Genomic DNA, 26620 nt, shown 5'->3' on the forward strand with positions numbered 1-26620 from the left:
ATGGAAAACTTCAACATCATATCTTTTCTTGAGGCGGCATACAGGCGCAAGTGGCTGGTCATTGCGCCCGCCGCGCTGGGCTCCTTTATAGCCGCCATAATAGCCTGGCTCATGCCTTCTTATTACCTCTCGACGACCCTGATACTCGTCGAGCAGCAGCAGGTGCCCGCGTCTTATGTGACACCTACGGACGTAACGCCCTTCAACCAGCGCCTCAATACGATCCGCCAGCAGATACTCAGCAGGCCGAACCTGGAGCGCATCATAAACGAGTTCAACCTGTACCAGACAAACGACGGGCTCCTCGAAAGGGCGGCTTCGAAGGTTGGCATGGACATGAGCAGGCAGCTAAGCCGCGAGAGCGCTCTTAACCGCCTGGTATCGAGCCTCGAGATACGGCTCGTGGGGGAGAGGAGGGCAGAGGACGCGTTCAGCATAAGCTACTCGGGCACCGACCCTTACACCACCATGCAGGTAACGAGCGCCCTCGCGTCCATGTTCATAAACGAGAACCTGAAGCGGAGAGAGATGTACGCAGAGGGGACCTCGGAGTTCCTGTCAGACGAGCTGGCGCGGGCGAAAAGCGAGCTTGAGGCCCAGGAGCGCGCCGTAAGGGATTTCAAGGAAAGGTACATGGGAGGGCTCCCGCAGCAGCTTGACGCGAACCTCCGGACCCTCGACAGGCTCCAGCTCGACCTCCAGGCGGTACGCCTCGAAATAAAAGGCGCGGAGGACAGGAAAGTCCAGCTCGAAACCCAGCTTAATTCGCCTGTCGGCGCCGTATCAGGCCCCCAGGTCAATCCCCTGATAGTGGAGATGGAGAGCCTGCAAAGGGAGCTTACGCAGCTCCTTTCGCAATATAACGATAACTACCCTGACGTGATAATCATAAGGAACAGGCTCAAGGAGCTTGGAAGCCTCCTTGCGTCGAACAGAACCGGATCTGCCGAAAGCACGGCGGTAGAGATACCAGGTCCCGAGATAAGAAACCCCGAGGCCTATAACAATCTAGTCTCGCTAGAATCGCAGCTACGCTCCCTCAGGATGAGGGAGCGCGAATTGAGCGAGAACATCCGCGCGCTTGAGAAGCGGGTCGACGCGACCCCCGCGAACGAGCAGAGGTTCACGGACCTCAACAGGAATTACGAGATATCCTTTGCCAATTACCAGAACCTTCTTGAAAAGAGCCTGAACGCGCGCCTTGCCGAAAACCTCGAAAAGAGGCAAAAAGGCGAACGGTTCAGGATAATCGACCCGGCAAACCTGCCCGAGAGGCCTTACAAGCCGAAGCGGAGCCTGATCGCGCTTGCCGGCACCGCCCTTGGGGCCGGTCTCGGTTTCGGCATCATTTTCCTCCTTGAGTACATGAGCCCGGCCTTCAGGAAACCCGAGGAGTTCGAGGGACTGCTGGACTTCCAGGTCCTTGCCTCGATCCCGGCTTTCGAGCCGGAGCCCCATGAAAAAACTGGCAGGTTCGGCAGAATAAGCGGAGGGGGCGGGAGGAGATGAGTTTTCTTTCGAGATTCCTCGGCAGGAAGAAACAAGCTCTGTCCGAACAAACATCCCCTTCCGGCCGCCTATCCATAGTCGGGAAAAGGTCCCGGCCGCTCTCCCGCATATGGACCGTCGGCGGGGGCAAAGGCGGCGTGGGCAAAAGCATAGTCGCTGCCAACTTCGCGACACTCCTTGCCGGCTCCGGACGGAGGACGCTAATCGTAGACGCGGACTTCGGGGCGGCCAACCTGCATACCCTTTTCGGGATACAGGGCTCGAACCCGTCCCTTTCGAGCTTCCTTAAATCGGAGGTCACGGATATCAGGAGGCTCATAACCGGAACAGGTATCCAGGACCTCGATATAATTACAGGGGCGATGGACTCTTTGAACATAGCGGACGTGGACGCCTCGTCCCTTATGCGCCTGCAGAGGGCCATCTCGGAGCTCGATTACGACCATGTCGTACTCGACCTCTCGCCCGGCACGTCATCCGACGTGCTCGACTGCTTTCTGATGTCGGACGAAGGGGTACTCGTGACCACGCCAGAGCCCACCTCAATAGAGAACACGTACCGGTTCATGAAATGCCTGTTCCTCCGGAGGATACGGGCGATCATAAACTCCGGCGAGCCTGGACGCCTGAAGGAGACGCTTAAGGCGGCCCTGGAGCGCGACCCGAGGATGGGCACCGTCTCGGAATTCATCAAGAACTTCAGATTAAGCGCCGGAGCCGAAACGGCTCCGGAGGAGATCCTTGGCGGCATGGGAGCCCACCTCGTCGTCAACAGGACCAGGCTTCCGGAGGACCGCGCCATCGGGCCGCATATGCAGAGGGCCTGCATGAACTACTTCGGCGTGCGTTTCAACCACCTGGGCGACATCGGCCAGGACACATCAATTGAGGATTCCGTCCGTACGAGAAGTCCTCTCGTCAGGGACTATCCCGGGACACCCGCGGCGCTCTCTCTTATCTCCTGTTTCCGGAAGCTCGCCTCTATCGAGCAGGAGAAGGCCGGGCAGGAGGCCGCTAAAGGGCTTATGCAGATATGAACCAGCGCTTCAAGGACGACTACTACGAACTGCTCGATATCGCCTCCGGGGCGGCTACCTCCGAGATAGAAGAGGCTTACAAAAAGGCCCTTTCTGACCTGAGCGGCGACTCTGTGGCCATCTACTCGCTTTACACCCCGGAGGAAAAGGAAGAGCTTATCTCGAGGCTCAATGAGGCATATGAGGTCTTGAGCGACCCTGAACGGAGGGCTGCGTATGACACCGGGGCCGCAGGGAAACCGGAACCGGCCGTAACGCGCGAATTCGAGCTGGGCGACCTCGGCCCCGCTGTCGACACCCGCCACTTTAAGAGGTACGGGAAGACTACGGGCTTTGTAAGGCCGCCGGTCACGGCCTCGGACGACAACTCGATCATAACGGAACAGTACCGGATCCTCTATTCGAGGATACACCGGATGGCCGACGAGGGGCCGCTTAAGGTAATAGCCGTGACCAGCGCCGTAAAGGGAGAGGGGAAATCCGTAACCTCGCTCAACCTGGCGTATATCACGGCCTGCGAGTTCAAGAAAAGGGTGCTCCTCGTCGAATGCGACCTGCGGAAATCCTCTACCCTCTCGAAGATTATAGAGCGCGAGGAGGCGTGCGGGCTGGCGGAGGTGCTCGAGGGCAGGGCCGACATACGGGACGCCGTCTGCCGCGTGGACGGGACAAGCCTGTACGTACTTACCTCGGGCACGTGCTCCAGGAGCTCATCCGAGCTCATAGACTCGCCTTATCTTAAGTCGCTCCTTAAGGGATTCAGGGACGAATTCGATTACGTATTCGTGGACACCCCCCCGATACTGCCACTGGCGGACATGAACATCATTACGAGGCTTGTGGACGGGACGATACTGGTCGTAAGGGCCGGGGCCACCCCCAAGAAAGTAGTCCTCAATGCGGCCCAATCCCTCTCAGAGGGACGGTTCATAGGCATAGTGCTTAACGGCGCCGAGGCCGCGCTGGCCAGCTACTATTATTAGGAGGAGATAGGGACCACATGCTTTTCAACAGGCACCCTTCCAAGCGACTGCTGTACATAGGCCTTATCGAAGGCCTTCTCATATTCCTTGCCGCGCTCGGGTCGGTGGCGATACGCCTCTCTTTCGACGGCGGCGCCATGGTCGAATACGACCCCAACTACATGAAGAGCCTGGTGCTGACTGCGACGTACCTGGTCACCTTTTACTATTTCGACCTCTACACGCCCGACATGTACAGGCCGAGCCGCTATATGTTCTCCCGGCTCATAAAAGGCATGATCGTAGCGGCAATAATACAGTTCAGCATCTTCTACATCTTCCCGTCCCTCAAGATATGGCGGGGCATACTGCTAATAAACATGCTCATAATGCCCTCGGCCATCATATTCTTCCGGCTCGTCTTCTCGAAGATACTGAAGATAAAGCTGCCGGGAAAGCGCGTCCTCATCATCGGCGCGGGCGAGCTCGCGAAGAAGATCGGGAGCGAGATATACACGAAGCCCGAGCACGGCCTTAAGCTCGTGGGGTTCATCGACGACGACCCGACCAAATACGGGGTCTCCATCGTAAACCCGGGCGTTATCGGCGGATACGGCGACATCTCAAGGCTCGCTGTCGAGCAGAATATCGACCTCATAATAGTCGCGCTCCCTGACAGGAGGGCCAAGCTCCCCATGTCCGCCCTCCTCGACTGCAAGCTCAAGGGCATATCCGTCGAGGAGAGCGAGACCTTTAAGGAAAGGCTCACCGGCAAGATACCCCTTGACCACCTGAAGCCGAGCTGGATGGTATTCTCGGACGGCTTCAGATCGCTCAGGTCCAGGAAGTTCGTCAAGAGGTCCCTCGACGTCGTGTTCGCGTTCCTCTGGCTTGTGGTAGCGGCGCCGGTAATGCTCCTTACCGCTGCAATAATAAAGCTCGAATCGAGGGGGCCGGTCATATTCAAGCAGATAAGGGTGGGCGAGCACGGGAAGGAGTTCAACATCTACAAATTCCGCTCGATGCGCCAGGACGCGGAAGCCAAGACCGGGCCGGTGTGGGCTGTGGCCAATGACGACAGGGTCACCCTGGTGGGGCGCATAATCAGGAAGCTCCGGATAGACGAGCTCCCGCAGCTCGTAAACGTCCTTAAAGGAGACATGAGCTTCGTCGGCCCGAGGCCCGAGCGCCCGTATTTCGTCAACAAGCTCCGGGAGGAGATCCCCTACTACAACATAAGGACGGTCGTTAAGCCCGGGCTTACCGGCTGGGCGCAGATAAAATATCCCTACGGCGCGAACCTGGAGGACGCCGTCGAGAAGCTTCAGTACGAAATATTTTATATAAAAAACATGTCCCCTCTCCTCGACCTCATGATAATGTTCTGGACCATAAAGGTCGTGCTCACCGGCAAGGGGGCGAGATAAGGCTACGGAACCTCCTTCTTTCTGCCGATATAGAAAGATAGAAAAATGATGAACTGGTACGCCATATACACGAAGCCGGGCTGCGAGGACAGGGTATCCTCCCGGCTTAACGGGGCCGGGCTCAGCGTCCTTAACCCGCTCCTCAAAGAGCGCAAACTCTACCGCAGGAAGCTTCAGGAGGTGGTCTCGCCCCTCTTCCCCTGCTATATATTCGCCGAGCTCGATATGCCTGCCCATTATCGCCTCATAAGATATACGAGGGGGGTAAGGCAGATAGTCGGCAACGAAGCCGCGCCCCTGCCCGTTCCGGAAGCTGTCATAGGCTCGATCCTGAGCAGGATGGAAAACGGCGTAGTGTCGGTCAGGCGCGAGGAATTCAGCCTTGGCGAGAGCGTGGCCATAAAGGGAGGGCCCTTCGAGGGGTTCGAGGCGCTATTCGAGCGGGAGATGAGCGGCTCCGAGAGGGTGAGCATACTCCTCAAGGCCCTGAACGCCCGGATAATACTGGACAGGGCCCTTCTGGCAAGGATTTAGGCATCGAGTACCAGGGCAGCGGAACCAACGCTGCCTTTAAAAAAGCACCTTGTATCGCCAATCGAAAATAGCCTGTTCAACGGGTGCAAAAAATCCAATTGCACCTGAACGGCGGTAGCCTGCCCGAAATCTGACATGTGCGGAATTGCCGGAATAACCGGAGACAACCTGGCTCTCGGCCAGGAGGCCTTGAAATCGATGCTCTCGATGCTCCGCCATCGGGGACCGGACGACTTCGGCTTCTATAACGACGGACGCGCGGCCATGGGGCACACGAGGCTCAGCATAATAGACCTCGATGGCGGGCGCCAGCCAATGTCCAACGAGGATGGTAGCGTCTGGATTTCCTTTAATGGGGAGATCTTCAATTACATCGAGCTCCGGGACGAGCTCTCGAGAAGAGGGCACCGTTTTTCCACAAACTCCGATACCGAGGTCATAATCCACCTCTATGAGGAGCTCGGAGACAGATGCGTTCTCCGTCTTAACGGCCAGTTCGCCTTTGCGATATGGGACAAAAACCGCTCCGAGCTCTTTATTGCACGCGATAGGCTCGGGATAAGGCCCCTTTTCTACTGCTCGCATGCCGGCCGCTTCTATTTCGCTTCCGAGATAAAGGCCCTCTTCGCCGGAGGGCCTGTTCCGAGGGAGATAGACCCTGCGGCGCTGAACGAGATATTCACCCTGTGGTGCAGCGTGCCGCCGAAGACCGCCTTCAAAGGGATAAAGGAGCTTCCTCCCGCTCACTGGATGAAGGTAAAGGACGGGGCAATCGCGTCGATCGAGCGCTACTGGGACGTGCCGCTCGGCGAAGAGCCGCTCGACATCGGCATAGAGGCGGCGGCGGAGGGACTCTACGATATTCTCTCGGATGCGACCCGGCTGCAGCTACGGGCTGACGTGCCGGTCGGGGCTTATTTAAGCGGCGGGCTCGACTCATCGATAACCGCCGCCCTTATAACGAAAATGTCAGGCGCCCGCCCGCATACCTTTTCCGTTGCGTTCGAGGACGGGGCATATGACGAGAGCCGATATCAGCACGAGATGGCCCGCTCGCTCGGGACCGAGCACCACGAGATACGGTGCTCGTACTCCGACATAAGCGGGGTATTCCCGGAGGTCGTCTGGTGCGCCGAGAAGCCTGTTCTAAGGACCGCGCCTGCCCCGCTTTTCATACTCTCGCGCCTGGTGAGGGAGACCGGGCTCAAAGTAGTCCTTACCGGCGAGGGAGCTGACGAGGCGGCCGGGGGATACGACATTTTCAAGGAGACGAAAATAAGGGAGTTCTGGGCTCGCGAGCCGGAATCCAGGCTTCGCCCCCTGCTCCTTAAAAAGCTCTATCCGTACCTGAGCGCATTTCAAGGGCAGTCGGACGCGTACAGGGAGGCTTTCTTTAATGGAGGTCTCTCCGACGTCTCAGACCCGTTCTTCTCTCACCGTCCGAGATGGCAGACCACTTCAAGGCTTAAGGCCTTCTTCTCGAAGGACCTACTGGCCGGAGGCCCTGTAAAAAGCCCCGAGGAGCGGCTTAATATACTTATGCCCCAGGGATTCGAAAGCTGGATGGCGCTCGCCAGGGCACAATACATCGAGACGGCAAGCCTGCTGCCGGGCTACATACTCTCTTCCCAGGGCGACAGGGTGCTGATGGGTAACTCGGTGGAAGGGCGCTACCCTTTCCTCGACCACAGGGTCGTGGAGTACTGCGCCAGGTTGCCGCTTCGACATAAGATGCGCGGCCTCGACGAGAAGCACGTACTTAAACGGATGGCCCGTGACATGCTTCCCGTCTCCATCCTTAAGAGGACCAAGCAGCCTTATCTCGCTCCGGACAGCAAGAGCTTCTTTGCCGGGGGCAAGGTGCCCGATTACGTTCTGGAGCTCCTCTCGGAGGGGTCGCTCAAGGATTCCGGGTACTTCGACCCCAAATCCGTGGGGCTCCTCGTCAAGAAATGCCGCAGAGGTGCGGTGAGCGGCTTCAGGGACAACATGGCCCTGGTCGGAATTCTCTCAACGCAACTCCTGCACAATATGTTCGTAACAGGGTTCGAGGGCCGGGCTGCAGCCGGGCGCGACGCGGGCCTCACGACGCCGGCCCCCACTGCTTTATAAGCTGCCAATTTCAAGGAGGGTTTCAGCCGATGCACGATAGGATAAGAGAGTTCATCTTCGAGAACTTCCTTTTCAATGCCGAGGGGAGCGCGCTCGACAACGACGCCTCGTTCCTCGAGACAGGCATAATAGACTCGACCGGGATGCTCGAGCTCGTGAACTGGATACAGGAGACCTACGGGTTCGAGGTGGACGACACCGAGCTCGTCCCCGAGAACCTCGACAGCGTAAACCGGCTCGCCATCTACATAGCAAAGAAGGCGCAGGCAGAGACCCGGGCCTGAATTAAATGCTCGTACACGAATACCTGATACGTTCAGCCGAACGCTTCCCCGAGAAGACTGCCCTGGTCCACGGCGGCCGGCGGACCTCGTACTCCGAGCTCCTGTCGGCGGCCTCGTCCGTCTCCGCATGGCTCAGGCACGCTGGTGTTGAAAAAGGCGACAGGGTGGCGATACTGAACGATGACCCGAAGGAATACATAAGCTCTTATTTCGGCATCCTCATGTCGGGCGGGATAGTCGTTGCGCTTAATACCGATACTTCGGCCAGGACGCTTGGGGCCCAGATAAGCGGTTGCGGCGTTTCTGCTGCGATAACCCAGGCGAAGTTCATGGACTACTTCAGGGAGCTCGGAAGGGGGACCCCGTCGCTTAAGTCCGTTGCGGCGTCCGGCATAGAGCCCTCGGATAAAGGGGATGAGGGGCATGCCCTGTTCGACCTTAAGGACGCCTTCGGCTTCCCGCCCGGCAACCGGACCCCGTCCATGCAATCGGATCTCGCACAGGTCATCTATACATCCGGCACGACGGGCGGCTCAAGCGCGGTGACGCTCAGGCACTCGAACCTCGTTGCCAATACCGCTTCCATAATCGAATATCTCCACCTAGGCGAGAACGACAGCGTAATGGCAGTGCTGCCTTTTTTCTATTCCTACGGCAACTCGGTCATGCTTACCCATATCGCCGCAGGAGGCAGGCTCGTCATCAACCAGAACTTCCTTTACCCGAACACCATACTCGACCAGATGGCGGCCGAGGAGGTGACGGGCTTTTCCGGCGTGCCTTCGACCTATGCGATACTCCTTAACCGCTCCGCCCTCAGGCGCTACAAGTTCCCGGCCTTGAGGTACATGACGCAGGCTGGCGGGGCAATGCCGCCACGGTTCGCGCGCGAGATGAAGTCCATCTTCCCGGAAGTGGACTTCTATGTGATGTACGGCCAGACAGAGGCCTCGGCCAGGCTTTCCTATCTTGAGCCTGAAGAGCTCCTGAGGAAAGCGGGCTCAGTCGGAAAAGCCATACCCGGCGTTCGGCTGGAGGTCCTCGGCGAAGGCGGCGAGCCTGTCAGGCCGGGCGAAACCGGCGAAATAGTCGCGAGCGGGGAAAACATAATGGCCGGGTACTGGGGGGAGCCAGAAAAGACCGCAAGAGTGCTCAGGGACGGAAAGCTCTGGACAGGCGACCTCGCCAGGGTCGACGAGGAAGGATTCATTTATATAGTCAGCCGGAAGAGCGACATAATAAAATGCGGTTCCCACAGGGTCCATCCGGCTGAAATAGAAGAGGCCCTGGCCGAGCATGCCGCCGTGCACGAGTCCGCGGTCATAGGCGTGGAAGACGAGATACTCGGGGAGGCGCTTAAGGCCCTTGTCGTATTGAAAACCGGATACCAGTGCTCCCGGAAGGAACTACTTCAGCACTGCAAAACACTCCTTCCCTCGTACAAGGTCCCGCAGCATATAGAATTCATCCCGGAGCTCCCGAAGACCTTGAGCGGCAAGATAAAACGCGCGCTTTTAAAGACCCCTTCCGCCCCGGGGTCAATAGACCAGCGAAGCCAAAAGGAGGCCGGATGACCACGGTCTGCGGAAATTGCGTACTTCCATCAACCTTCCCAGGCATAAGCTTCGACGCCTCGGACGTCTGCTGCTTCTGCCGTAACCACAAGCCTGAAAGCTCCGGCGAAAGCGCCATGCGGAAGTTCGAGGAGAAATTCCTGAAGCTCGCGGCCGAGCACGGGGGCAAGGGCAACTATGACGTGCTCATGGCCTATAGCGGCGGCAAGGACAGCACCTACACCATGGACCTCTTCGTCAGGAAATACAATCTCAGGGTGCTCGCATTCACTTTCGACAATACCTTCGTATCGGAGAAGGCGTTCTCGAATATGAAAAAGGTATGCGAAAACCTCGGCGCCGACCACATCGTATACAGGCCGGACCCTAACATGCTCCGCGCGATCTTCAGCGCCGCTGCGGAGCGGGAGCTCTATTCAGCCAAGACCCTTGAGCGCGCGAGCACCATTTGCACGAGCTGCATAGGCCTCGTGAAGGCCCTGATACTCAGGACGGCCATCGAGCGGGGGATAGCCATGGTCGGTTTCGGCTGGTCTCCGGGGCAGGCTCCCATACAATCCTCGGTCATGAGGACGAACCCTTCCCTTATGCGCCTTACGCAAAAGGCCATCCAAGAGCCCCTGAGGGCGATAGCAGGCGACCGGGTCGACCCGTTCTTCCTTACAGAGGAGCACTACGGCATGCCTGAGCGGTTCCCGTGGAACGTACACCCCCTCGCCTTCAACCACTATGACGAGGACATGATAATTGAGAGGAACTCGGAGCTGGGCTGGGAGAAGCCCGACGACACGGACGCAAACTCCACGAACTGCCTCCTTAACGCGTACGCAAACCAGCTTCACAAGGAACGGTACGGGTTCCATCCGTATGTCTGGGAAATAGCGAACATGGTGCGCTCCGGCGCGATGACGCGCGAAAAGGGCCTTGAGAAGATTGATGCCATGGAAGACCCTGCGATGGTCGAACACGCCCGCAGGGAATTAGGCCGGGGATAGAGCAAGAAGCCTTCGGTCCCGGCATGTAGATGCCCGCCTGCTCCCGCAGTAGCTTACTGCAGAACCGCCCTCCCCTATTATGACCGTCGACAGATTCCTGGAAGATAGCGCCCGGGTGCATCCGGACAGGGAGGCCCTTGTCACAAAGGAGGGCCGCTTCACCTACGGACGCCTCGGTACGATGGCCTCCGCATTTTCTTCAGCCCTCGTCTCTGGAGGCCTGAAAAAAGGCGACCGCGTATGCATTCTCCTGGAAAACTCAGCGGAGCTAGTGGCCGCGATTTTCGGGGTGCTCAGGGCAGGAGGGGTTTTCGTTCTTCTTAATCCCACGACCAAGGCGCGCAAATGCGGGTACATCCTTAACGACTGCCGGGCTTCCGCGCTTGTGACCACCTATGAAAAGGCCCACGTCATAGCGGAAGCCGCAGGGTCGTCGCCCTCGCTTGGAAGGATATGGCTTTCCGGGCAGGAGGCGGAGCTTCCTGCCTCTCTTTCAAGGATAAGCGCGAGCCTCCGGGCGGCCTTCATGCCGGGAGGCGGCCTTCTGCCGGCGAGCAGGCCCGGCCCCCAAGACCTCGCTTCCATAATATACACCTCAGGCTCGACCGGCAAGCCCAAGGGGGTCACAATGGCCCATTCGAACATGGTCGCCGCTGCAGACTCCATCATCAGCTACCTTGGGATTACCCGTGACGACGTCATCCTCAATACCCTGCCGATGTCTTTTGATTACGGCCTCTACCAGGTCCTCATGGGCTTCAGGGCGGGAGCCAGGGTCATCCTTGAGAAATTCCTGTACTCCTGGGACATACTGAAGACCATAGAAAAGGAACGGGTGACCGGGTTCCCCATTGTGCCGACAATATCCTCGATACTCCTCAAGACCGAGGATTTCAAGGGCTTGAGCTTCGACGGACTCAGGTACTTGACAAACACCGGGGCGGCTCTTCCTGTCCAGCACATAAAAAGACTTCGCGAGATATTCCCGAAAACGAAGATATTCTCGATGTACGGCCTTACGGAATGCAAGAGGGTGTCGTATCTACCGCCTGAAGAGCTCGACAGGCGCCCTTTATCGGTCGGGAAGCCGATGCCGAACACGGAGGCGTACGTGGTAGACGGCGAAGGGAAAAAGGTTGCGCCTGGCGTCACAGGCGAGCTCGTAGTAAAAGGGCCTAACGTTATGGCAGGGTATTGGGGCCTGCCGGAGGAGACCGCGAAAGCACTCCGGCCCGACGCCGGCGGCGATACGGTCCTCTATACAGGCGACCTCTTCAGGACCGACGAGGAAGGGTTCCTTTACTTCGTTGGCCGGAAGGACGAGATCCTGAAATGCCGGGGCGAGAAGGTGAGCCCCAGGGAGGTGGAAGAGGTCTTGCAGGGGCATGAAGGGGTGGCCCAGGCCGCGGTCGCGGGGGTCCCTGACGCTGTCCTCGGGACTGCGCTCAAGGCATTCGTGGTCCCGATAAAGGGACGCGAGCTTACGCAAAAGGAGCTAATGCAGCACTGTTCAAGGCACCTCGAGGACTTCATGGTCCCGAAATACATCGTATTCATGGAGGAACTGCCGAAAAACGAAAACGGCAAGGTGGACAGGCCGCTCCTTGCCGAAGCCGGGGCCGCAGGGTGAATATCCGGAACGCATTGACGATAGACGTCGAGGACTACTACATGGTGACCGGCTTCGCCGACAGGGTCAGGTTCGAAGACTGGCCTAAGTTCGAAAGCAGGGTAGCCATGAGCACGAGAAAAATCCTCTGTCTCCTCTCCAGATACGGGGTCAAGGCCACCTTTTTCGTCCTCGGCTGGGTGGCTGAAAACGATCCGCGCCTCGTAAGGGAGATCAATTCCGAGGGGCACGAGGTGGCCTGCCACGGCTACAACCACCGTCTGATATATGATACGACGCCGGATGAGTTCAGGGAGGACATCCGGAGGTCAAAGAGCATACTCGAGGACATCTCCGGGAACGCGGTTTCAGGCTACAGGGCCGCGAGCTACTCGGTTACCAAAAAAACGCTCTGGGCCCTCGACATACTGATGGAGGAAGGCTTTCTTTACGACTCGAGCATTTTCCCCATACATCACGACAGGTACGGCATACCGGATGCCTGCCGGTTTCCCTACGAAATAAAAAGGAACGGCGGCACTCTCATGGAGTTCCCCCCGTCCACGCTCCGGCTCCTGGGCCAGAACCTGCCCGTGGCAGGCGGCGGCTACCTAAGGCTTGCTCCCTCCTGGTTTACAAGGGCGGCGGCGAGGAGGATAAACTCCAGGGAGCAGAAACCGGTGATCTTCTATATACACCCCTGGGAGATGGACGAGGGGCAGCCGAGGCTCAGGGCCGGCTCTCTTTCCGCGTTCAGGCATTACATAAACATAAAGAGCACGTCAGCCAAGCTCGAAGGGCTCATGAGGGAGTTCCGCTTCAAGCCCCTCTCGGCATTCCTGGATGGAAATGCATAGCGAAGGCAGAATCCTCCCGTCGCCTTTTCAGCTCAAGCTGGGCGCGCTCGCGGTCCTTTTCGCGCTCGCCTACGGCGGAGCGATTTCCCATATGGTGAGGACATGGAGCACCAGCAACACCTACTCCCACGGATTCCTGGTGCCGTTTATAAGTCTTTATTTCATATGGAAGAAAAGGGGATCCCTGAGCTCGTTACCTTCCAGGCCGAGCCTCGTAGCTGGTCCCGTCGCAGTTGCGGCGACTTCCATTCTCCTTGCAGCCGGGCACGTAAGCAGCCTTGTCATAGTCCAGCAGATATCCATAGTACTCGCAATACCCGGCCTCGTCCTGATGCTAATGGGCTGGAGCTTTCTACGGGCACTTGCGCTCCCGCTCTCGTATCTCCTTCTCATGGTGCCGGCGCTCGATGTCCTTATAGAGCGCATCCAGTTCCCTTTCCAGCTCCTTACGGCGAGGATGGCGGCCGAATTTCTGCAGCTCTTCAATTTTCCCGTTTACCTCAACAGGCAGTTCATAGAGATGCCGAACATAACTCTCGAGGTTGCCAGGGCTTGCAGCGGCGTTCAGTACCTCGTCGCCATAATAGCGCTCGCGATACCGCTCGCCTACCTGAACCATACCGGGCGCACAAGGCTCCTTCTTCTCGCCCTTGCCGTCGTCATAGGCATAGTTACAAACTGGTTCCGGGTCATACTCATAGCGCTCTGGAGCTATGCGGGCGGCGAGGTCCTCCACGGGCCAATGCACGTATTCCAGGGCCTTTTTGTCGCCGTTGCCGGTTTTTTTATCCTCTTCATCATCTCCCTGGCCCTGACCTGGTCCGGGAGGCGGTCCGGCCAGTCCGGCCCTGAGGGGAAATCGGCCGCGCCATACGGTGTCTTTTCCATGTCGAATGCCGCTTTCGTATCCGGAGCGCTTTTATTAGCGGCGACGGCGGCGTACATACACCTCTACAGGATAGAGCCGGTCCACCTTGCCGAGCCTCTAAGGAGGCTCCCCCTGGAGATTGCGGACTGGAAGGGCGCTGACAGGGCTTCGCGCGGCGAGCTTCCTTTTCTCATGAAGGGCGCGGATTCCGAGCTCTACAGGACGTACACAGGCCCGTCGGGCAGTGAGGTCCGGGTCTATGTGGCATATTTCACGGCACAGACCCAGGGAAAGGAACTGGTCCGCCATGAGCACGCAGCAATGTTCGGCTCCGAACGCCTAATCGAGCTGCCGTACGGCGAAGGAGCGGTCAGCGCCAACCTTGCCGCATATTCAGGCACGAGCGATTACCTGGTACTCTACTGGTACAGCATAAATGGAAGGCACATAACCGGTAAAATCAAAGCCAAGCTCCTGACCCTCATGGACGGGGTCTTTCGGAAGCGGACCAACGGCGCTGTTGTAATGATATTCTGGGACGCCATGGCCGAAGGGGGAGCGGAGCTTGACCCCGAGCGGGCGGGCTTCATAAAGGCCCTGCTCCCGGCAATAGAATCAAGGATAGGGGAATTTGATACAGGAGAAAGGGCATGAAGAAAATACTCTTGGCGGCGATGCTGTCCCTCACGGCCGTCTTCGCCGCGTCATACGGAGGAGCTGCAATGGCGGAAGGAGCCAAAACCGGAAACATAGACTCTCTAACTGAAAGGGGCTGGTCAAGCCTTTCAAAGAAGAGGATTTACTTCGGGCACCAGTCCGTGGGGAATAATATCATGGACGGAATATCCGACGTCATGAAGGAGCGCCCTTCCGTAAAGCTCATGGTCTCCGAGACAAGCGATCCGCGCGCCTTTGGAGGCCCGGTCTTCGCGCATTCGAAGGTCGGGAAGAACCAGGACCCGCTCTCAAAGAACGCCGAATTCGCCAGATTCGTCGAGGCCGGCATAGGCGGGAGGGCCGATTTCGCCTTTTTCAAATACTGCTATATCGATATCAATTCGGGCACGGACGTGAAAACGCTCTTTAACGAATATCGGAAGACACTCGCGACGCTCAAGGCGAAATACCCGAAGACCACGTTTATCCATGTCACGGTCCCCCTGACAGTCGTCCAAACGGGATGGAAAGTGGCGGTCAAGAAAGTGCTCGGGCGGCCCATAGGCGGATACGCTGACAATATCAGGCGGAACGAATTCAACGAACTTCTTTTGAAGGAATACTCCGGCAAGGAGCCCGTATTCGACCTGGCAGCCGTGGAATCGTCCGGGCCGGATGATAAAAAAACAGGCTTCAGCGCGAACGGGCGGCATTACCTTTCCATGGCGCCGGAATACGCAAGCGACGGCAGGCACCTGGGCGAGAGGGGGAGGAAGCTGGTTGCCGAGGAACTCCTCGCGTTCCTTGCGGACCTCGCTATCAAGAACTAGGGGATGCAGGGGCTTGAGGTCATAGCCTGCGGTCCGGAGCAGGCCCGCGAATGGGACTCCTTCCTTTCGGAGAGGAGCGGCTCGTCTTTTTACCACCTTTTCGGCTGGAAGGCCGTAAACGAGGAGAGCTTCGGCCACAGCACCTTTTTTCTCGCAGCGACGCGGGACGGCAGGATACGGGGGGTATTCCCCCTCGTATACATCAAAAGCCGCGTTTTCGGGCGGATCCTCTGCTCCATGCCCTTTGTAAACTACGGCGGCCCGTGCGCCGCTGACGGCGAATCCGAGGCCGCTCTCCTTGAGCGGGCCGTTTCCATTTCCGGCGAGCTTAAGGCCGACTACATGGAGATAAGGTGCATAAGGAGGCTCCCCGGGGACCTCCCCGCCTCGGAGCACAAGGTGAGCCTCACGATAGAGCTGTCCCCTGGCGCGGACGCGCTATGGAACAAGCTCAGCACGAAGCAGCGCACAAACGTACGGAGGGCATATAAGAACGGGCTAGAGGCGCGCTCCGGGGGAGCAGAATTGCTGGAAGGCTTCTACGCGCTCTTTGCCGAAAGCTGGAGGGACCTCGGCACGCCCGTTTACCATATCGACTACTTCAGGCGCATCCTCCGCGAGTTCCCGGACAAGACACGCATATTCCTCGCGTGCATGAGGGACGGCACGCCGGTGGCCGGCGCGTTCAATGGGCATTTCAACGGAACGGTCGAGGGTATGTGGGCGGCTTCGCCGGCCCGGTACCGTCAGCTTCAGGCCAATTACGTATTGTATTGGGAGATGATAAAGGATGCCTGCGAAAACGGCTTCTCGAAATACCATCTCGGGAGGTCCACCGCGGACTCCGGCGGAGAGGCCTTCAAGTCCAAGTGGAACGCCTCTCCCACACAGCTCTATTGGCATTACCACACAATGAACGGCGGCCCAATGCCGGGCCTTAATACCGGGAACCCCAAATACCGCATGGCGATAAACGCGTGGAAGCGCCTCCCGGTCCGGTTTACGAACCTCTTGGGCCCGCTCTTCGCGGGGCAGATACCCTGAGCCGATGAGACGCCTTGCCCCTTCCGGGACGCCGGTCAATATGCGGGACATCATAGCCGCCTGCATAGGCGGAGCAGCGGCGCCAAAGAGGACGCTCGAAGATTTCAGGGCCGCCATATGCTCGAAGTTCAAAGTCAGGCACTGCTTTTTCGTTTCGTCGGGCCGGGCCGCGCTCTGCGTCCTGCTTGGCGTTTTGAAAGAGCTAGCCCCTGGCGACCGGGACGAGATCGTCATACCCTCGTACACCTGTTATTCCGTGCCCTCTACCATAGCAAAGAGCGGCCTCAAGGTGCTTGTGCGCGATATAGACCCGGAAACTCTCGATTACAGCATCCCCGGGCTTAAGGAGACAGACTGGAAGAGAGTCCTTTGCGTAATGACCGCGAACCTTTACGGCATCCCGAACAATTTACCCGAGATAGGCCGCATCGCGAAGGAGAACGGGGCCTTTCTTATCGATGACGCGTCGCAGTGCATGGGGGGCATGGTCGGAAGCCGTTTTTCAGGGACTTTCGGGGAGGCCGGGGTCTTCAGCCTCGACAAGGGAAAGAACATCACCACGATGCAAGGGGGCATCATAGTAACGGACTCCGATGAAATAGCCTCACTCGTCGATATACGGGTCGCAGCCCTCCCCTCCCCTCCGACCTCGAGCGTGATCTCATGTTCCATGAAGCTCTTGGCCTATGCCGCGTTCCTCAACCCGAGGATGTACTGGCTCCCTGAAAGCCTGCCGTTTCTTAACCTCGGCACAACCATATATACCACCGAGTACCCGGTAGAGGGCTACAGCGCACTCCTAGGCGGGTTCGGGGCTTCGCTTTTCAGGAGGTTCGACGAGATAACCGCGGCACGGGTGAGGAACGGGCTCGCTTACCATGAGGCCCTGTCGGGAGTGAAAGGGCTTGAGCGGATTTCGATAAGGACTGACTCGAAGCCGGTCTATCTCCGATATCCGGCGCTGGTAAGGGACAAAGGCAGGCGCCGCTCCATACTCGCCAGGCTCAAGAAAAACGGCATAGGCGCCACCGCCTCCTTTCCCCGCTCCGTTATCGATCTCGAAGAGATCGGCGGCATACTCAGTGCCGGGAGCTCGGGAAAGAACGGGCGAGAGCTTGCCGAAAAAATAATAACGCTCCCTACGCACCCGTTCGTCACCGGAAATGACATCGATAGGGCCGTTTCGGTCCTGAAGGGGTCCGCATAGCAGTGGACATACGCATCGCGACCCGCATCGAGGACATAGGCATATCTCCTGAAGAGTGGAATAGCCTTCTCTCCGGGAGCGAGACCAACACGGTCTTCCAGACCTATGAATGGTTCAAGTCGTGGTGGGACGTCTTCGGTAAGGAAAATCGGCTGTTCCTCGTATCCGTTATCGGCCCTCATGGAGACCTCATGGCGATTGCGCCGCTCATGCTCTCGTCCCGCACCGGCAGAAGGACCGTCCGGTTCGTGGGAGACGACAAGGCGGATTACCTGGACATTATCAGCGGGCCGGAAAAGCAGAAGAGCATAGAATGCGTGATGGAGGCGCTCATTCTAAATAAAAACGAGTGGGACTGCATCTCATTGAGAAATATCCCCGAGGACTCCATTACCTGCAGGGAATTAAAAAGGATATCGCTGGAGACGAACATACGGACCATAACGAGCCAGATATCCTGCCCCACCCTCGTAATAGCCGGCCGGGAAAAAGACGCTGGCAGGATACTCAGGAAGAAGACCTTAAAACGCCGCTTCAATCACCTTAGAAAGAACGGTGAACTGGCCTTCAGGCATATACGGGATGAAAGCGAGGCGCTCCGGTGCCTCGAAATCTTCTTTGACCAGCACATGAAAAGAAGGGCGCTGGCCGGGGATGCGAGTCTTTTTTCGGACCAGCGTAACAGGGACTTCTACGCAACGCTTACGAAAGAGCTCCTCGGCAAAGGCTGGCTACTCTTTTCAGCCCTGGAATTCAACGGGTCTCCCATAGCATTCCATTTCGGTTTCGATTACGGCTCGAGGGTCCTATGGTACAAGCCTTCGTTCGATATCGAGTTCTCCCGGCGCTCCCCGGGCCAGGTCATGCTTATGCACCTTATAAATTACGCGATTGAGAACGGGCGGGCTGAATTCGACTTCACGATCGGGAACGAACCGTTCAAAAGCCAGTTCACAAACCACATGCGCATGAACACGCAGTTGAACCTCTACAAGAGAAACCCGGCATACCTCATCGACCTCTCAAAGCACTACATCCTTAAATCATTCAAAAAGACCAGAAGAACGAAATAGCGTGAGAGTAAGCATAATCATACCGACCTACAACAGGGCCCGCCTGGTCTGCCATGCCATAGACAGCATACTGGCGCAGGACTACAAAGACTACGAAATAATAGTGGTCGACGACGGCTCCACTGACTCGACCCCCCAAGTCCTCCGCAAATACTCCGGGGCCATAAAATACTTAAGACAGGAGAACAGAGGCTTCGGGGCGGCGAGGAACCGCGGGCTAGACGAGGCCAAAGGCGAATACCTGGCCTTCCTGGATTCCGACGACCTCTGGACCGCCGAAAAGCTCTCCATTCAGGTGGAAATAATGGACCGCCTGAGCGAGGCGGCGTTCGTCTTCTCGGACTTCCTCATCCTCAAGCCGTCCGGGGACCTTATCAATGAAGGGCTCCGGACATGGCACAAGAGGAGGACGCCGTGGGAAGAGATCTACTCCGGAAAAGCGCATTCCTCCGCGCTCCTGCAACGCGCCCGGAACGGGTTCGATATCTATACCGGAAATATATACAGGGAGCTCCTTCAGGAACCCTACGTGCTCCCCAGCAGCGCCATGGTACGCAGAAGCATGCTCAAACCCGGCATAATCTTCACTGTCGGCGACCCCCTCTATGCGGATTGGGATTTTTTCGCGAGGCTCGCGAGGGACCATTCCGCCTGCTTCCTCGATACCGCGACGGCCATAAACAGGAGCCATGACGACCCGGTAAGGCTCACGACCAACTGCGGCACCCTAAGGACGGCCGAGTGCAGGCTGTCCCTGATAGAAAGGGTATGGGAGCAGGATGCCGAGTTCATGGTAAGAAACCGGGAGCTGGTGGAAAAAATCGAGGCGCAGCAGCTTTCAATCGTCGCCACCCAGCTTCTCTTTGAAAAGAAGGCGCCTGAAGCGAGGGCCGCGCTTAAAAGGATTTCGGCTATGGGCAAAGGATCGGGCGCCACACGGCTCCTTGAGCTTTTCGCGTATAGCCCCGGAGGTCCGGCCGCGCTTACGGCGGCAAGGGGGCTTAGGAGACGGATTCGGGGGAAATCCGACTGCAGAGCGCGAACGGACAGCGATTCTTTTAAAACGGAGGTCATAACCGGCCCTGAGGGCCTGCGCGCTCTCTCGGAGGAATGGGACACACTCGCAGCCCGATACAAGAGCCCTCTTGCGAGCCATGACTGGGCCCTCTCCTGCGCGGAGGCTTTCCATGACGTAATGCCCACCAGGGTGCTCCTGGTCCGGAACGGAGGCAAGGCGGCGGCAATCGCCCCGCTCGGTTTGACGGGCAGGGGCTCAAAAAGGCTCGAACTCCTCGGCTCGCCTTTTCTGTCCGAGCCCGGGGCCATTCTCCTGGATGAAAACGAGGGCTCCCGGCCCGCCCTCTTTAAGGCGCTATCCGAGACAGGATACCCGGCCCTCCTAAGGCGGCTTCCGGCTTCCGAGGCACCAGGGCAGCTTAAGGAAAAATTCAGTGCGGCCTGCTTCTGCATCTACAGCCCGGCGCCTCCTGCGCCTTACGCCTGCATAGGCAAAAGCCTTGATCAGCTAAGAGCGCTCTCCCCGAGAAGAAGGTATGACATCCGGAGGGCAAGGAAGAGGGCTGAGGCGCACGGCCCTGTATCGGTACAAATCTCCTGCCCTGAGCCGTCCGGACTTGAACGCGCGCTCGATAAAGTATTCCGGACCGAGGCGGCAGGCTGGAAGGGCAGGAACGGCTCATCCATGCTTCACAACCAGATGCTCGGACGCTTTTTCCGCGCCTACTCGCGGCGCGCCTGCAGAAGCGGCATTTTGAGGGTATGCACGCTTGACATCGGCGGGCAGACAGCCGCAGCGCAGCTTGCAGTCGAATCAGACGGGTCCTTCTGGGTCCTGAAGATCGGTTATGATGAGAAGTGGGGGCGCTGCTCCCCCGGAATCCAGCTCACGTTCGAATGCATGAAATACGCATCCATGAGGAATCTCAGCGCTTATGAGTTCCTCGGCACTGTCGAGCCCTGGCTTATGCCCTTTGAGAGCGGCAGGCGCGAGCACATCAATCTTTCCGTTTACCCGCTCTCCCTTCCGGGCATGCTGGCCCTGGGGAAGGACGCGCCGCGTCATGTCGCCAAAAGACTGCGCGGCAGGCTCCGCTTGCAGGGCGAGGCCCTCTCATAGGCGGGATACGGACGGAATACGTGATAAGGGCCAAACTGAAATTGGCTTTTAAGAGGATGGTATCCGCTATCCTCTACTACTCCGGAGCCCTCCGCGTCCTGAAGCTCATTCTTCTCAGGCGGAGAGCCGTGGTACTCATGTACCACAGGGTGCTCACAAGAGAGGAAATCAAGAGGACGTTTTCGCACGCGGGCATCGTGGTGGAGAAGGAAGTCTTCGAGAAGCATATGCGGTTTATTAAAAAGGAATTCACAGTCGTCGGAGAGGAAGAGTTCAATTCCCGCCTGAAGGAAGGGAATCCCTTTGAGACGGCCACCTGTCTCGTGACCTTCGACGACGGCTGGCTGGATAACGCCACCAATGCCTTCCCGGTGCTTAAGGAGCACGGCATACCTGCGCTGGTTTTCCTGAGCGCGGGACATATGGGGTCCGAAGAGCCCTTCTGGCAGGAGCGCATGAAAGCCATGCTGGAGACGATCTCCGACGAGAATACTACCGGGGGGATTCGACTGCTCGAATCCTACGGATTAAGCGCGAGCTTAAGCAGAAGAGAGCTTTCAGCCGGTATCAGCAATTTCGTCTACAGCCGGAAATCCTGCGAGCCTGGGCGCATAACAGGGATTCTGCGGGACATATCCGCGCATGTCGGAACCAAGCCGGCGCAGAAGACGGACAGGTTCCTGGATTGGGGCCATGTGAAATCGATGATGTCGTCCCGCATCGGCTTCGGGTCGCACGGCGTAAGCCATAGCCTCCTTACAATGATACCGGCGGCAGAGGCCGATTTCGAAATAGGAGAGTCGAGGCGGGTCATCGAAAAGAGGACGGGCAGGGCTCCGGATTCGTTCAGCTACCCGAATGGCGATTTTAACGACGGCACGGCGGCCCTGGCCAGGAAACACGGGTACGCGGTGGCATTCACCACGAAACGGGGGTTCGTCAGGCACACGGACGACCCCTTCAGGCTCAAGAGGGTCAACATACATAACGACGCTACGATGACCGTCCCCATGTTTTTCTGCAGGATGCTCGGGGTCTTCTGAGAATACGTGAAGGTACTTGTAACAGACGGCGATAACAGGGCAGCCCTGGCAATTACGCGCTCATTGGGCAAAGCCGGCCACCATGTGGTCGTGGGCGAGAGGAAGGAGACCTCCCTCTCCTCGGTTTCATCCTCTTGCCGCGGCAGGTTCGTCTATCCCGACCCAGTTTCCCACCCGCGCGGGTTCATTGAGGCCCTCCTCGGGCGGGCAGCAGAGGAGGGAATCGACGTCATTATGCCTGTGTCCGACATCTCGACGCTCCTCGTTACAGGCCACCGGCATATGTTCACGAAGAGCAGGATCCCGTTCGCGTCTTTCGAGACGCTGGACATGGCGGCACGGAAGGACCGGCTTTTCGAGACAGCCAGGGAACTCAATATACCTGTGCCCAGGACGGTCGTCTTGAAGAGGAATGGGGAAGGCCACAAAGGAAACCTGGATATTGATTTCCCGGTCGTGGTAAAGCCCCACAGGTCCAGGATACAGGGCCCGGACGGGAAATGGCTTTCGGCCTCGGTAAGCTACGCCTCCGACCGGAATGAGCTTCTTAATGTGCTCGGGATGAAAAAAGGCCAGTATCCCCTTCTCCTGCAGGAAAGGATACAAGGCCCCGGCATAGGCGTATTCGCCTGCTATGACCGTGGTGCGCTCAAGGCCATATTCAGCCATAGAAGGCTCAGGGAGAAGCCGCCGTCCGGCGGTGTAAGCGTCCTATGCGAGAGCATCCCTGTGCCAGCCCTGGCAAGGGAGTATACCGAGGCCCTCCTGGGGAGGCTCGGCTGGCACGGTGTCGCCATGGTGGAGTTCAAGCTGGATGAAAGGGACGGCGTACCGAAGCTCATGGAGATAAACGGCCGCTTCTGGGGCTCGCTCCAGCTTGCTATCGATGCCGGCGTGGACTTCCCGTCCATGCTGATGGATATCGCAATGGGGCGGGAAGTGCGGCCGTGTTTCGAGTACAGGACCGGGGTCAGGACGCGCTGGTTCTGGGGAGATGTCGACTCGCTCCTTATGGTGCTCCTTAAAAATAGACGGTCGCTCCAGCTCCCGCCAGATCATCCCGGCAAGCTCGGCTCGATATTGAGGTTCCTGAAACCGTCCCTGAACGGCACTCATCTCGATGTATTGAGGCTCAATGACCCGCGGCCCTGGTTTCACGAGACCTCCATGTGGTTCAGGAACCAGCTGGGCAGGGGGTGACCGGTGCGGGGCGTATTTCACGCACATTCCACCTATTCGCATGACGGCAGGTGCACCCTCCCGGAGCTCGTCTCTCTCTGCACGGCGCGGGGGCTTGGGTTCATCGCGCTTTCGGAACACGCTGAAGATATGAACGCGGCCAGGATGGACGCCTTCACATCGGAGTGCAAAGAGCTATCAAAGACCGGGGTCATCCTTCTGCCCGGTCTCGAGTTCGGATTCAGCGAGTACCCCAAACTGCACCTCCTGGGCATAGGCGTAACCAGCTATATCCCGCCCTCAGACATTTCGCTGACGATAGGATCCATAAGGGAACAAGGCGGGCTAGCGGTCCTGGCGCATCCTGCCAGAAACGGCCACTTCGTTCCGGAGGATCTAAAAGGGAAGCTCGATGGCATCGAGGTCTGGAACGCGGCGTATGACAGCCGCTATCTCCCCCATCACAGGTCCATAATGCTATACCGTTCGTTAAAGGAAATGAATCCTTCCATGCTGGCCTTCGGGGGGCTGGATTTCCATACGGCCCGGAACTTCAGGGAGCTTGATACAGTGGTCAAAGGCAGTCCTGCCGACGCCAAAGAGCTCCTTAACCTGCTTCGGAATGGAAGCTTCACAAGCAAGGGGAGGCTCTGTACCATAGGCTCCAGGCAGGAATTCGGATATATGACAGCGGGCGGGATACGGCTTGGCAGGGTGCTCCTTGAAGGGGCCGATGCACTTGCATCGCTTGCGAGAGGGAACAGGTGGCGCAAATACTGAATACAACCGGGGTCGCAGAGTTCGTTTTCTGGTTTTCCCTCGCGGCCGTTTTTTACGCTTACTTCGGCTATCCCGTACTCCTCTATCTCCTTTCAGGCCTTATGCGAAAAAGGATTTACGTGGAAAAAAGGGATTACACGCCGGCGGTATCGCTCCTCATACCGGTCCATAACGAGGAATCCGTAATCGAACGGAAGCTCAGGAACACCCTCGAAATCGACTATCCCCCGGACAGGCTCGAAGTCGTCATAATATCCGACGGCTCCACGGACCGCACCAAAGAGATAGTCGAGCGGAACCTCTCCGGGAATATGCGCTTCCTCGAGCTCCCGATGAGAAGCGGCAAGGCCGCTGCGCTTAATTACGGCCTTAAGTCCGCGACAGGCGAAATAGTCGTATTCTCCGACAGCTCCATAATGCTCGACAAAAACGCTATCAAAAGCATAGTATTGAAATTCCAGGACCCGTCCGTCGGGTGCGTATCGGGCGAGGACCACATAGACGAGCCCGGCGGAGAGGGGCTCTACGGCAGGTACGAGCTCTTCCTCCGGAACCTCGAATCGAGGGTGCATTCCATAGTAGGCGCGAGCGGCTCATTTTACGCGGAGAGAAGGGATGTTTGCGAGCCTTTCAGGGAGGGACTGGCCCCGGATTTCCTCTCGGTGCTGAATATAGTCGGCAAGGGCTACAGGGCAATTACAGAACCTGCGGCTTTCGGGACCATGACGAGCGTAAAGAGCGCGAAGGACGAGTTCCGGAGGAAGGCCAGGACGCTTGTGAGGGGCATGGCGGCGCTCTTCGGCAATGCCCGCCTTATGAACCCCCTAAGGACCGGCGTCTTCTCGCTGGAGCTCCTGTCGCACAAGGTGGCGCGCTGGCTGGTCCCGTTCTTCATGGTCTCGCTACTCGTATCCAACGCGTTTCTCCTCCGGAGCCTGCCCTATTCGACCTTCTTCGCGCTCCAGGCCTCTTTCTACGCCCTTGCCGGCCTCGCCATTTTCCGTATCGGCGGCCTGCATGAAAGGACCCTCGGCAGGGTCCCGCTTTATTTTACCACCGTGAACGCGGCCATCCTCTACGCCTGGTTCCTTTACGCGACTGGCATTCGCATGGAGATATGGAACCCCTCCAAAAGGCAGGCCTGAGATGACCGAAAGACCTCTCTTTTTTAAAAACGGCGCCTGCAGCCTCTTCGGGGTCCTGCACGAGCCTGGCGATACAGGGAAAGGCCCGGCCTTCGTCTTATGCTCGCCTTTTGCCGAGGAGAAGCTCTGGGCCCACAGGGTATTCGTCAACTTCGCCCGCGAGCTCTCCGGCCGCGGCCATACCGTGCTCAGGTTCGACTACATGGGAAATGGCGACAGCGACGGCGATTTCGAGGATACGACCGCCGAGACATATATCTCTGATATAAAGGCGGCAGCCGATTTCACTCTGAATTCCGCGGGAGAAAAGGAGGGGCTGTGCCTTTTGGGCCTGGGCCTCGGCGGAACTTTTGCCGCGCTCGCGGCCGAGGAGCTCTCTGCTACTACCGGCCTCATCCTGTGGAACCCTGTCGTGAACGGGGCCGCCTACATGCAGGAGACGCTCAAGATAAACCTCACTACCCAGATGTCCGTGTACAAGGAGATCCGCCAGACAAGGGCGGAGCTCGTTCGCATGATGTCCGTGGGCGAAACCGTAAACGTGGACGGCTACGAGATGTCGAACGCGCTCTACGAGCAGGTCTCCGCGATAAACCTCGCCGGGGAGAAAAAACGGTTCTCCGGGCGGACTCTTGTTGTCGAGATAAGCCGCAAGGAGAAGGAGCCCGGGAAAGAAACTGTCCAGCTTGCCTCTGCATACGATAACGCGACTGTGTCTAACGTAGTCGAGGAGCCCTTCTGGAAGGAGATAAAGACATACTACGCGAGAGCCGAAAACCTCTTCAGGGTAACCCTGGCATGGCTGGAACGATGAGCGAGATGCGCCCCGTCGTATTCAGAAGCAGGGATGGGCTCGGCCTCCACGGGATGCTCCACCTGCCCGCCGGAAAGCCCAGGCAGCAGGGAATCATCATCTTGAGTCCGGGGATAAAGAGCAGGGTCGCGCCGCACAGGCTGTACGTAAAGATGTCCCGGCGCTTCGTGGAGCTCGGCTTCGCTGTCTTCAGGTTCGACCCCGAGGGCATGGGCGATTCGGAAGGAGAGATAAACGAGAGGCTGGCGGCCGACGTTTACGGCTCCATCCAGGCGGGGCGGTTCGCGGATAATACGGCTTCCGCAATGGACTGGATGCAGAAGGAGCTCGGAATAAAGAGGTTCGTCCTTTCGGGCCTCTGCGGCGGGGCTATAACGGGGCTCCTCTCAGGGGCCGGGGACAAAAGGGTTGATTCGCTACTGGGGCTCGGCATCCCAGTAATACTGGACGGGTCGGGCGTGGACAGGACCAGGCACATGTCAAAAGGGCAGCTTGAGGAAATTCGTAAGGGCTACTTCAGAAAGGCGCTCGACCCCAAGGCGTGGGCAAGGCTCCTCTCTTTCAAGAGCGACTACAGGCTTCTGGTGAAATCGCTGGCCCTAAGCCTGTCCGGGAAAAAGAAAAAGCCGATGCCTGCCGGCACAGCAAAAAAAGCCGCAACTCCGGACAACTTCAATCCCTTGTTCCCGGACGCCTTCAGCCGCATGGCGGAAAAAAGGAAGATCTGCCTCGTCTTCAGCGAGGCGGACAGGCTCTACTGGGAGTTCGAGGAGAAGTTCGCAGCCACCCACGGGGACTCTATCGCAAGGGCGGGAAAAAACCTGGAAATACATATTACCAAAAACGCCAACCATGTGTTCACCTTCAGGGAATGGCAGGAGAGCGCCCTGGAGACCATGTGCAACTGGCTGGAAAGGCAGAACGCATGATCGACCGCACGGAG

Annotated in this window: 23 protein-coding genes; all 23 read left to right on the forward strand. The window is 58.0% G+C overall.

Annotation, left to right across the window (positions count from 1 at the left end):
- Complete coding sequence (locus K8I01_08405) at positions 1-1509, forward strand: hypothetical protein (GenBank protein ID MBZ0220434.1); 1509 nt, start codon at positions 1-3, stop codon at positions 1507-1509.
- A complete protein-coding gene (locus K8I01_08410; GenBank protein ID MBZ0220435.1) occupies positions 1506-2546 on the forward strand; it encodes a P-loop NTPase in 1041 nt (346 codons plus the stop codon). The genes K8I01_08405 and K8I01_08410 overlap by 4 nt, the downstream gene beginning before the upstream one ends.
- Positions 2543-3529: a polysaccharide biosynthesis tyrosine autokinase gene (locus K8I01_08415; protein ID MBZ0220436.1), complete on the forward strand. Its 987-nt coding sequence runs from the start codon at positions 2543-2545 to the stop codon at positions 3527-3529. The genes K8I01_08410 and K8I01_08415 overlap by 4 nt, the downstream gene beginning before the upstream one ends.
- Before the next feature lie 17 nt (positions 3530-3546).
- Positions 3547-4935, forward strand: a complete 1389-nt coding sequence (locus tag K8I01_08420) for a TIGR03013 family PEP-CTERM/XrtA system glycosyltransferase (GenBank protein MBZ0220437.1) — start codon at positions 3547-3549, stop codon at positions 4933-4935.
- Between the two features lie 45 nt (positions 4936-4980).
- Positions 4981-5469, forward strand: a complete 489-nt coding sequence (locus tag K8I01_08425; GenBank protein ID MBZ0220438.1) for a hypothetical protein — start codon at positions 4981-4983, stop codon at positions 5467-5469.
- A 135-nt stretch (positions 5470-5604) separates the two neighbouring features.
- Positions 5605-7581 carry an asparagine synthase (glutamine-hydrolyzing) gene (gene asnB, locus K8I01_08430; GenBank protein MBZ0220439.1) on the forward strand — a complete coding sequence of 659 codons (1977 nt, stop codon included), beginning with the start codon at positions 5605-5607 and terminating at the stop codon, positions 7579-7581.
- 29 nt (positions 7582-7610) lie between these two features.
- Positions 7611-7865, forward strand: a complete 255-nt coding sequence (locus K8I01_08435; protein ID MBZ0220440.1) for an acyl carrier protein — start codon at positions 7611-7613, stop codon at positions 7863-7865.
- A 5-nt stretch (positions 7866-7870) separates the two neighbouring features.
- A complete protein-coding gene (locus K8I01_08440) occupies positions 7871-9439 on the forward strand; it encodes an acyl--CoA ligase (GenBank protein MBZ0220441.1) in 1569 nt (522 codons plus the stop codon).
- Positions 9436-10434 (forward strand): hypothetical protein, encoded by a 999-nt coding sequence (locus K8I01_08445; GenBank protein MBZ0220442.1) that lies wholly within the window; start codon positions 9436-9438, stop codon positions 10432-10434. Before K8I01_08440 ends, K8I01_08445 begins: the two co-directional genes overlap by 4 nt.
- Positions 10435-10513: 79 nt before the next feature.
- The gene (locus K8I01_08450; GenBank protein ID MBZ0220443.1) at positions 10514-12064 is read left to right on the forward strand and encodes an AMP-binding protein; all 1551 of its coding nucleotides are present in this window, start codon (positions 10514-10516) and stop codon (positions 12062-12064) included.
- Between the two features lie 2 nt (positions 12065-12066).
- Positions 12067-12900 (forward strand): DUF3473 domain-containing protein, encoded by an 834-nt coding sequence (locus tag K8I01_08455; GenBank protein MBZ0220444.1) that lies wholly within the window; start codon positions 12067-12069, stop codon positions 12898-12900.
- Positions 12893-14422 (forward strand): exosortase W, encoded by a 1530-nt coding sequence (gene xrtW, locus K8I01_08460; GenBank protein MBZ0220445.1) that lies wholly within the window; start codon positions 12893-12895, stop codon positions 14420-14422. Before K8I01_08455 ends, xrtW begins: the two co-directional genes overlap by 8 nt.
- Positions 14419-15255: a hypothetical protein gene (locus K8I01_08465; protein ID MBZ0220446.1), complete on the forward strand. Its 837-nt coding sequence runs from the start codon at positions 14419-14421 to the stop codon at positions 15253-15255. Before xrtW ends, K8I01_08465 begins: the two co-directional genes overlap by 4 nt.
- Before the next feature lie 3 nt (positions 15256-15258).
- A complete protein-coding gene (locus K8I01_08470) occupies positions 15259-16299 on the forward strand; it encodes a FemAB family PEP-CTERM system-associated protein (protein MBZ0220447.1) in 1041 nt (346 codons plus the stop codon).
- 4 nt (positions 16300-16303) lie between these two features.
- On the forward strand, positions 16304-17506 hold the full coding sequence (locus tag K8I01_08475; GenBank protein MBZ0220448.1) for a DegT/DnrJ/EryC1/StrS family aminotransferase: 1203 nt from the start codon (positions 16304-16306) through the stop codon (positions 17504-17506).
- A gap of 2 nt (positions 17507-17508) precedes the next feature.
- Positions 17509-18579, forward strand: coding sequence for a GNAT family N-acetyltransferase (locus tag K8I01_08480; GenBank protein MBZ0220449.1), 1071 nt, complete (start codon positions 17509-17511; stop codon positions 18577-18579).
- A 1-nt stretch (position 18580) separates the two neighbouring features.
- Positions 18581-20716, forward strand: coding sequence for a GNAT family N-acetyltransferase (locus tag K8I01_08485; protein ID MBZ0220450.1), 2136 nt, complete (start codon positions 18581-18583; stop codon positions 20714-20716).
- 56 nt (positions 20717-20772) lie between these two features.
- A complete protein-coding gene (locus K8I01_08490) occupies positions 20773-21759 on the forward strand; it encodes a polysaccharide deacetylase family protein (protein ID MBZ0220451.1) in 987 nt (328 codons plus the stop codon).
- 6 nt (positions 21760-21765) lie between these two features.
- Positions 21766-22959, forward strand: coding sequence for an ATP-grasp domain-containing protein (locus K8I01_08495; protein MBZ0220452.1), 1194 nt, complete (start codon positions 21766-21768; stop codon positions 22957-22959).
- Between the two features lie 3 nt (positions 22960-22962).
- A complete protein-coding gene (locus tag K8I01_08500) occupies positions 22963-23718 on the forward strand; it encodes a PHP domain-containing protein (protein MBZ0220453.1) in 756 nt (251 codons plus the stop codon).
- Positions 23703-24863, forward strand: a complete 1161-nt coding sequence (locus K8I01_08505; protein MBZ0220454.1) for a glycosyltransferase family 2 protein — start codon at positions 23703-23705, stop codon at positions 24861-24863. Before K8I01_08500 ends, K8I01_08505 begins: the two co-directional genes overlap by 16 nt.
- 1 nt (position 24864) lies before the next feature.
- Positions 24865-25677, forward strand: coding sequence for an alpha/beta hydrolase (locus K8I01_08510; GenBank protein ID MBZ0220455.1), 813 nt, complete (start codon positions 24865-24867; stop codon positions 25675-25677).
- Positions 25662-26606 carry a hypothetical protein gene (locus tag K8I01_08515; protein MBZ0220456.1) on the forward strand — a complete coding sequence of 315 codons (945 nt, stop codon included), beginning with the start codon at positions 25662-25664 and terminating at the stop codon, positions 26604-26606. Before K8I01_08510 ends, K8I01_08515 begins: the two co-directional genes overlap by 16 nt.
- Positions 26607-26620 lie beyond the last annotated feature (14 nt).

It is taken from the genome of Deltaproteobacteria bacterium (assembly GCA_019912665.1).
Taxonomy (GTDB): Bacteria; Desulfobacterota; GWC2-55-46; order GWC2-55-46; family GWC2-55-46; genus UBA5799.

What these genes read in the sequence shown, in the direction of transcription:
- K8I01_08405 (MBZ0220434.1), top strand. Translation starts at nt 1, where the DNA reads ATGGAAAACTTCAACATCATATCTTTTCTTGAGGCGGCATACAGGCGC.
- K8I01_08410 (MBZ0220435.1), top strand. Translation starts at nt 1,506, where the DNA reads ATGAGTTTTCTTTCGAGATTCCTCGGCAGGAAGAAACAAGCTCTGTCC.
- K8I01_08415 (MBZ0220436.1), top strand. Translation starts at nt 2,543, where the DNA reads ATGAACCAGCGCTTCAAGGACGACTACTACGAACTGCTCGATATCGCC.
- K8I01_08420 (MBZ0220437.1), top strand. Translation starts at nt 3,547, where the DNA reads ATGCTTTTCAACAGGCACCCTTCCAAGCGACTGCTGTACATAGGCCTT.
- K8I01_08425 (MBZ0220438.1), top strand. Translation starts at nt 4,981, where the DNA reads ATGATGAACTGGTACGCCATATACACGAAGCCGGGCTGCGAGGACAGG.
- asnB (MBZ0220439.1), top strand. Translation starts at nt 5,605, where the DNA reads ATGTGCGGAATTGCCGGAATAACCGGAGACAACCTGGCTCTCGGCCAG.
- K8I01_08435 (MBZ0220440.1), top strand. Translation starts at nt 7,611, where the DNA reads ATGCACGATAGGATAAGAGAGTTCATCTTCGAGAACTTCCTTTTCAAT.
- K8I01_08440 (MBZ0220441.1), top strand. Translation starts at nt 7,871, where the DNA reads ATGCTCGTACACGAATACCTGATACGTTCAGCCGAACGCTTCCCCGAG.
- K8I01_08445 (MBZ0220442.1), top strand. Translation starts at nt 9,436, where the DNA reads ATGACCACGGTCTGCGGAAATTGCGTACTTCCATCAACCTTCCCAGGC.
- K8I01_08450 (MBZ0220443.1), top strand. Translation starts at nt 10,514, where the DNA reads ATGACCGTCGACAGATTCCTGGAAGATAGCGCCCGGGTGCATCCGGAC.
- xrtW (MBZ0220445.1), top strand. Translation starts at nt 12,893, where the DNA reads ATGCATAGCGAAGGCAGAATCCTCCCGTCGCCTTTTCAGCTCAAGCTG.
- K8I01_08465 (MBZ0220446.1), top strand. Translation starts at nt 14,419, where the DNA reads ATGAAGAAAATACTCTTGGCGGCGATGCTGTCCCTCACGGCCGTCTTC.
- K8I01_08470 (MBZ0220447.1), top strand. Translation starts at nt 15,259, where the DNA reads ATGCAGGGGCTTGAGGTCATAGCCTGCGGTCCGGAGCAGGCCCGCGAA.
- K8I01_08475 (MBZ0220448.1), top strand. Translation starts at nt 16,304, where the DNA reads ATGAGACGCCTTGCCCCTTCCGGGACGCCGGTCAATATGCGGGACATC.
- K8I01_08490 (MBZ0220451.1), top strand. Translation starts at nt 20,773, where the DNA reads ATGGTATCCGCTATCCTCTACTACTCCGGAGCCCTCCGCGTCCTGAAG.
- K8I01_08510 (MBZ0220455.1), top strand. Translation starts at nt 24,865, where the DNA reads ATGACCGAAAGACCTCTCTTTTTTAAAAACGGCGCCTGCAGCCTCTTC.
- K8I01_08515 (MBZ0220456.1), top strand. Translation starts at nt 25,662, where the DNA reads ATGGCTGGAACGATGAGCGAGATGCGCCCCGTCGTATTCAGAAGCAGG.